The organism is Psychrobacillus insolitus (genome assembly GCF_003254155.1).
In the GTDB taxonomy this organism is placed as follows: domain Bacteria; phylum Bacillota; class Bacilli; order Bacillales_A; family Planococcaceae; genus Psychrobacillus; species Psychrobacillus insolitus.
Window position 1 is genome coordinate 1 of record NZ_QKZI01000021.1, and the last position, 6,768, is coordinate 6,768.

General features: G+C 30.0%; 8 protein-coding genes. 2 read left to right on the forward strand and 6 right to left on the reverse strand.

Annotated features, from left to right (window positions below; all coding sequences use genetic code 11):
- Positions 1-507 precede the first annotated feature (507 nt).
- From C7437_RS16575 to C7437_RS16595, 4 genes are all read right to left on the reverse strand, one after another.
- On the reverse strand, positions 508-765 hold the full coding sequence (locus C7437_RS16575; protein WP_111441091.1) for a hypothetical protein: 258 nt from the start codon (positions 763-765) through the stop codon (positions 508-510).
- Positions 766-923: 158 nt separating this feature from the next.
- Positions 924-1,151 carry a DUF3953 domain-containing protein gene (locus C7437_RS16580; protein WP_111441092.1) on the reverse strand — a complete coding sequence of 76 codons (228 nt, stop codon included), beginning with the start codon at positions 1,149-1,151 and terminating at the stop codon, positions 924-926.
- A 180-nt stretch (positions 1,152-1,331) separates the two neighbouring features.
- Positions 1,332-1,463 carry a hypothetical protein gene (locus C7437_RS17380; RefSeq protein WP_281269984.1) on the reverse strand — a complete coding sequence of 44 codons (132 nt, stop codon included), beginning with the start codon at positions 1,461-1,463 and terminating at the stop codon, positions 1,332-1,334.
- A 793-nt stretch (positions 1,464-2,256) separates the two neighbouring features.
- Positions 2,257-2,487: a hypothetical protein gene (locus C7437_RS16595; RefSeq protein WP_111441094.1), complete on the reverse strand. Its 231-nt coding sequence runs from the start codon at positions 2,485-2,487 to the stop codon at positions 2,257-2,259.
- A gap of 371 nt (positions 2,488-2,858) precedes the next feature.
- On the opposite strand from C7437_RS16595, the gene C7437_RS16600 reads away from it, so the two are divergent.
- Positions 2,859-3,629: a MerR family transcriptional regulator gene (locus C7437_RS16600; RefSeq protein WP_111441095.1), complete on the forward strand. Its 771-nt coding sequence runs from the start codon at positions 2,859-2,861 to the stop codon at positions 3,627-3,629.
- 349 nt (positions 3,630-3,978) lie between these two features.
- Here the strand turns inward: C7437_RS16600 and C7437_RS17035 are convergent, their stop codons facing one another.
- Complete coding sequence (locus tag C7437_RS17035; protein ID WP_170122405.1) at positions 3,979-4,146, reverse strand: LPXTG cell wall anchor domain-containing protein; 168 nt, start codon at positions 4,144-4,146, stop codon at positions 3,979-3,981.
- A gap of 538 nt (positions 4,147-4,684) precedes the next feature.
- Between C7437_RS17035 and C7437_RS16605 the strand changes: the two genes are divergently transcribed.
- Positions 4,685-5,374 carry a hypothetical protein gene (locus C7437_RS16605; RefSeq protein WP_111441096.1) on the forward strand — a complete coding sequence of 230 codons (690 nt, stop codon included), beginning with the start codon at positions 4,685-4,687 and terminating at the stop codon, positions 5,372-5,374.
- 705 nt (positions 5,375-6,079) lie between these two features.
- On the opposite strand, the gene C7437_RS16610 is transcribed toward C7437_RS16605, so the two are convergent.
- Positions 6,080-6,520 carry a GNAT family N-acetyltransferase gene (locus tag C7437_RS16610; protein ID WP_111441097.1) on the reverse strand — a complete coding sequence of 147 codons (441 nt, stop codon included), beginning with the start codon at positions 6,518-6,520 and terminating at the stop codon, positions 6,080-6,082.
- Between the last annotated feature and the right edge of the window lie 248 nt (positions 6,521-6,768).

Below are 6,768 nucleotides of genomic sequence, written 5' to 3' on the forward strand. Positions count from 1 at the left end.
TCTGGTACGGTTGTTGAACACAAGTTAAACAACACTATTCAACTATATATGTCCCGTTAGTGAAACAGCGTCTCTACTTATTGTAGAAACGCACCCGTTAGCTGAATAAGATACCTATTCTTTCTCCGTTAGAAAGGACTCCTAATGAAAAAATGACTATAATAATTACTAAGAAATAAGACTTTTTTAATTGAGTTTTCTTCCATAAAAATATGTTTGTAAATATAATTGTTGAAAAGTAAATCAGACTTGCAACCATTGTTGCAATAAAAAAAGGAATTAATAACCCTTTTTCTAATGTAGGGTCTACATTCCAACCAAGGGCTTCTACAATATACAAATAAAGTACCACAAACAAAACAAATATATATTGAAATAAATATCCAAAAAGGAAATTGAACACAGCAGTTAGTGAAAATCCTAAAAATTTAATTCTAATCACCTTCTTTGGCTTAATCTTAAATTAACTGCGGCGTTAGTGAAAAAGCGTTTCCAGTAGTTCAATCTCTAGTTAAAGAATTTTTTATATAAATATATAATTATTCCACATATACAAGCTATCCCTACTAATGAAAAGACAAAGAAAAAGGGGGAAATAACCATACCGAATGCTACTTCATTTTGAAGATAGTCTACATTCTCCCATTCACCTGATATATCTGGCTTATAAAATTTTGTTTTTATATAACCAATTCCAATCGTGCAAACTAAATAAACTAAATGAATTATTACAGAAGCTATAAATGCTTTCATCACTAATTTCATTTATACACCTCCCTATAATTGAACATAATAATTCTAATTTGCTACTTCAACTAAACTGCTTACTTTAGTTCAATAAGAAAAAAGCTTTACTCCTTCTTGAAGTAAAGTACCTCGTTAGTTGAAGAAGAACAGAGACGCTTATTAAACAATCGCGCCCGTTAACTTAATAAAAGTAAAATACCTCCAGAAAGTAAAAATCCAGATAAGAGTAAAAAAAGGACCGCTAATGCTTTTCGATTTTCTTGAAATTCGCTTATTGCCCAAACAACAAGCACAGCCCCTGAGAGCAATCCTATATAAGGCAATACTCCATATTCACCAGTTATTAAACCATAAGCTGCTAAAGAAACCAATAAAATTGCCAAAATAACTCTTATTACTTTCATCAAATTATAACTCCCTTTTTTTATAAAACTTAAATATTGTTCAACAATCTGGCCCGATTGTTGAACTAAGCTAAAACATGTTTCTTCAACTAACCTGCCATTTACTTCAATAAGTTCTAAAAAAAAGCGTCAATCCTCCTTGGATTAACGCTACCCGTTAGTGTTCTAGAATATCAGTGCTTATCTTTGCATCTCGACTAGATGTGAACCTTGTTCATACAGTTCTTCTAATGAGACCCCTCTTCTTTTAGCAGTACGTTCAATTAGTTTAATTTCTGATTGCATAGCATTGGATAGAATACCATTGTCCATTTTTTTATTTATGAGGTAAAAAAACCTGCAACTATTTCTATTTCTATTTTATCGTAAAGAGGATCCATAATTTATCGCACCCTTTTCACTCTAATTATACGGATTATTCAATTTATTGACTACTGACTTTTTAAAAATTTACAATAAAGAAATATAACCTTACAAATTATAAAAATATTTAAAGACCATTCATCTCTATTTAGTACTCTTCTTGCACGTCACTTAATTTATAAATGCCTCTGGGATACTTAATTTCGCAAACGTTAAGTACTACTTCTTTGTATACTGTATATAAGCATACGTTAGTTTAAGAACAACACTAAAAGAATTGCCCCAGTAACCCTATAAAAAAGATTGATAATATAAAAATTGGTATTGAAATTAATATCTTATTTCGCATCCTAATATTCTCGAATTGTCTATATACTTTAATTACTACCCGATAACCGATGATTATGATAAGTAAGTTTATACATATTGCTATTAAATCAACAGAAGTAAATGGCTTACCTATGAAGTTATCAATGGGAATGTTGATAACAAAAAGTGCTGAAAATAAAATGAATTGATAAGTACAAAATTTTACATAATTCAAAGGTGATTACCCCTATTCGATGACTATTATCCTTTAAGGATACTTTTATATTTAGTGTATTTCATCAGGAAATTTTTCCATATCCCCTTATTGAACTAAACTGCGTACATTAGTTTAAGTGTAACATTTCACAATGGAACGCCGAAATATAATTAAGGACGTTAGAGTTGGAGCTATTCACAATTTTTCATGTAGCTCTCAGTGACCATTATTATTTTTTTTGTTAAAATGATTAGCTATTTGTTTAGTTAAAAAGAATATCGCTAATCCCGTATAAAATATAACAAAAGAATTACTTATTAACGGTTTATCTTGTGCCATTTCAAAGAGCCCATTTATAAGAAGGGTAACTCCCCAAAATATAAATGTACTCTGAAATGCTACATTAACACTTTTTATATTAATTTTAGAATTTGTTTTAAAAAACATAATTTTTTCCCCTTTATCTACTTGATGTTATGTGGATATAAAAATGGACCATCGAAATGATGGTCTTGTTGAACTAAAGCACCTGTTAGTTTAAGTACAATACTTCACAATCTTTTCTATGACTTTATGAACTTAATTCCTTAAATGCGTTATCAATGCAAAAATTAGGCCACCTTTTTGGGTTCTCGCCAGATTTTTGTGGATTTACAACGATTAGTAATATGCAAAGTCTTATGCAATAACTGAGATTGTACAGCATTGTTGAATTAACGGGAATAGTGTGACAATATATCAATTTCAAATTTATCCCTTGAACCTCAAGTTACTTGAGGTTTTATAATGAACTTATACTTTTGTTGGGAGGAATTTTGATGAATAACAATAACAAGTTTTCCATTGGGGAGTTTTCAGAAAAGACAGGAATACCTATTCCTACTTTACATTACTATGATGAAATTGGTTTATTACGACCAGAAAAGAATCCTTCTTCAGGGCATCGCATTTACAATTATCAAGATATTATAATTTTACAAAAAATTCTAAGTTTAAAATTCCTAGGATATAGTCTGGATGAAATAAAAAATTTATTAAATAAAACAAGCTTTACCGTTGATTTAAACGAAAGCTTGTCTCTCCATTTTCAAGCTTTAGAAAAAGAGAAAAAACAAATCGAACAGTCAATGAAATCTATTAATAGAGTAATTAGGTTAATTGAGGAAGAGGGAACAGTGGATAGTAACTTAATATTTAGCCTTATTCACGGTATGCGTACTGAACATATACAAGAAGAATGGATGGTTCGCCATAAGTTAACGGATGTCATGGAAGAGTTAGGAAAGAAATCGGAAGAAGATAAAATCTCTTTAGATAAAACGTTTACTCAAGTGTCTAAAGAAGTGAAACAATTATATGGTAAACCCGTAGAGGACCCGAAAGTACAACGAATGATTAAGAACTATATAGAAGAATTTTTTTCATTTCTTGGTGAGGATTTGATGCAAAAAATCGCTGATACGAATATAGAAGGAGAACTTGATATTCAAGAACTTGAAAATATGACACCTTCTCTTTTAACAGAAGATGAACAAAAATGGTTTAATCAAGCGATGGAATATCATATTCAGCAAGAAGAAATGGAATAGATATTAATGAGCTATACTCTTAAATTATAGTTGGTCTATCTTATTTAAAACAACACACTTGATTTTCCATTATAGGGCGATTTAATGAAGTAACTAAAGTCTAATTTCTCACTTATAAACCGAGAAATTAGTTTTTTTTATGTTTGGATTTTCTTATAGCAGTAAATCTTCATAATTCTTACGCCCCCCTAAAATGCTACCAAAGCTGGTTTGGGGGCATTTAGTGAATAAACAGCCAAAAATAAATCCCCCATTCAAATGATGAAGGGGGTGAGCTGGGAAATGTATCTCCATGCTCATTTATTTTGATGTCCGATTTTTTACTAAAGCACCCGTTAGTTGGATAAGATTAATTCTTCTTATTTGTTTTAAAAACAGCTATTATTCCTCCTATCATTAAGAGGATTCCAACTAAATGCATAATTTTATTACCTTGTTCTCCTAAATTGTCACTAGTAACGCTAACCATAAATCCGCCAATTGCCACTGATAAAATCATTAATATTTTTTTCCACATAACAATCAACCCCTGCCATTTATACGTTTGACACGAATAGAGGTTTCAATTTTAAGGAAATTCTCAATCGGAAATATCAAAAATGCTTATTGAGTCTTATTCCACTAACCTGCGCCTTTAGTTGAATAAGAATAAGGCTTTCAATAACAGCCTTGTACCGCTAGTCGAGTAGAAGGGAACCTCTAATTTATTCCATTAAATGACCCAATTATTGAACACAAGTTAAACAACTCACTTAAACTAATCTGCTTCGTTAGGTTCAATAAGAAAAAATGATTTACCCCTTCTTGAAGTAAAGCACCCGTTAGCTTAATAAGCATCTGTTAGTTTTCATCCAAAATAATATATTGAATTTGAATTTAATATATTTTTTTAAAAAATTGTAAATCAAATATATGTATAGATAATAAATACAATTAAAAATAAAAATTGGAATTTAGTATACAAAGTTAAAATAAGACCTTTATTTATGTGAGTTTAACAACTACAATACAAAGTGGTTACAAAATATTACATAAATAGAAAAGGGGTTATTTATTTGAAGAAGTTTCTTTATAGTTTAATTGTATCGGCAATGTTAATCTCACTAATTTCGCCAAGTGTTTCTGCACAATCTCAAGTTGCAACTGTACAAGAATATGAACAAGTCAATTTTACAGAAGAATTAATTGAAAAAGTAAATCCATACATTATAACTAATGGTCATACTTATGAATTATCTAACTTAGATATGTTAAAAGAGGAAATTTCCGCTGAAGAATTGGCTGCAGTGGAAGAAAAAATAGCAGAGATGAATATTTTGTTAAATCAAAATGATAAGATTGAAGAGCTGGATAACAATGTTTTTGAAGTTATAGTCACTGATGATGAAATTAAAGAAGAATTTGAAGCGATCGGTTACGAAAACCATGAATTATCTAATTCTCTTGAATATAGTGATAAGTATCCTACATATTCCACTTTATCTACTACAAATGGGATAAATAAAGTAAAGTTTCATTGGTGGGGATATGAGCTTTGGTTAAGCAAAAATTCTGTAACTAATATACTTACTGGTGGTATTTCAGCCACATCACTTGTTCTAGGTTTGTTAATTCCAGGTGTTGGTATTGCAATTGCACTAGCAGTGAATGCTTATGTGTGGAGTATTTTTGCTGGCCAAAAGGCAAGACCGATTTACTTTAAATATAGTCTTGCAAGTGGAATTCATGGATTTAAATATCAGTAAAGGGGTTGAGTTATTATTAATAAAAAGAGGCTTACGATATCTATTTTATTCTTCGTGATTTCTTTGGTTCTAATTTACTCATTTTTAGAACCGGGTAAAATTCAATATTTTATATTGGCAATTACTGTTTTTATTTCCAGTCTAATTGCAACGTATGGGGAGAATAAAAAATAATTGTTAATGAAAACATTTTAAGATCTAACTATTAATCAAAAATATGCATAAGCAGTAAAGCAACATAGACTTAACATTTACTAAGTATTTGATTGATGACAGCCCTAGATGTTTCTACTGTGAATATGGTAGAAAGGTTTAGGGCTTTGAACTATACGATTGTAGTTCATCTAAAGTATAGGCACTACTATTATTGCTAAACCTAAACTTATAAAGAATGTAATAAGCCAATCTCGTTTTTGAGTCGTTTTAAGTAGTATATTCAGTACTGAACCAATACAAAAACAAACTAAAAATCCAAACAAAACCATAATGAGTGGTTCCACAAAATACCTCCTATTCTTAACTGTGTAGTTTTTCATCATAAATCCTTTTATAAAACTAATCTTCTGTTTTACTTAAATACGTTTGAAACGAATTGAGGTACCATTTTTAAATAAATTTTCCATTTGAAATAAGCATAAATCCATTTTGCTTAACTAAAGCACCCGTATAGTTGTGTAAAAATATTAATTAAAGTTTAAAACCGAATTATAATGGTTTCCTAAAGGAATAACACCATTTATCATAGTTTAATTTATCTTCATAAAATCGATGTGCATCACTTCTTTGTAAACCTGACTCTAAAGCTACATACTCTGCCCCATTTTCATTAGCCCAATCATGTATGTACTTCAACAATTTCTCTCCATAACCAAATGACCGTTGAGACACATCAGTTACTAAATCATAAATAAAAATATGACGCTTATTATAAAAATTAATTCTCCAACTTAATCCAACTAATGAAACTATTTCGTCTTCGACGTACATTGCGTATAGCTTGTATCCATCTTTACTCATATCTTGAAGTAATTCTATGTACGTTTCTTCTGTTAAATCAGTTCGTAACTGTTTCATAATAGGAAAAGCTTCTAACCACTGCTTGGTATTTATTAATTCAGATATAGTTTCTAATGTAGAATTTGTCATAATTAAATTCCTCCTCTTACAATTTATCTCAAATTATACCACCGATTACTGCGAAATTTCTTATTGAACTAAACTGCCCCGTTAGTTGAAGAAGCATATTATAATGCATATATTGGTCGCTCTTCCTTATGTTTACTTTTTGTTGAACTTGTCAATCCTATAAAAAACACACGAAAGAGGTATTTTTATGATTGGATTACTAACAAAAAACTCGCAAGGTAGGTATGCATTCTATAATGGTTTTTATT

Coding starts and splice junctions, on each gene's coding strand:
- C7437_RS16610 (WP_111441097.1), bottom strand. CDS start 6,520: ATGACAAATTCTACATTAGAAACTATATCTGAATTAATAAATACCAAG.
- C7437_RS16600 (WP_111441095.1), top strand. CDS start 2,859: ATGAATAACAATAACAAGTTTTCCATTGGGGAGTTTTCAGAAAAGACA.
- C7437_RS17035 (WP_170122405.1), bottom strand. CDS start 4,146: ATGTGGAAAAAAATATTAATGATTTTATCAGTGGCAATTGGCGGATTT.
- C7437_RS16595 (WP_111441094.1), bottom strand. CDS start 2,487: ATGTTTTTTAAAACAAATTCTAAAATTAATATAAAAAGTGTTAATGTA.
- C7437_RS17380 (WP_281269984.1), bottom strand. CDS start 1,463: ATGGACAATGGTATTCTATCCAATGCTATGCAATCAGAAATTAAACTA.
- C7437_RS16575 (WP_111441091.1), bottom strand. CDS start 765: ATGAAATTAGTGATGAAAGCATTTATAGCTTCTGTAATAATTCATTTA.
- C7437_RS16580 (WP_111441092.1), bottom strand. CDS start 1,151: ATGAAAGTAATAAGAGTTATTTTGGCAATTTTATTGGTTTCTTTAGCA.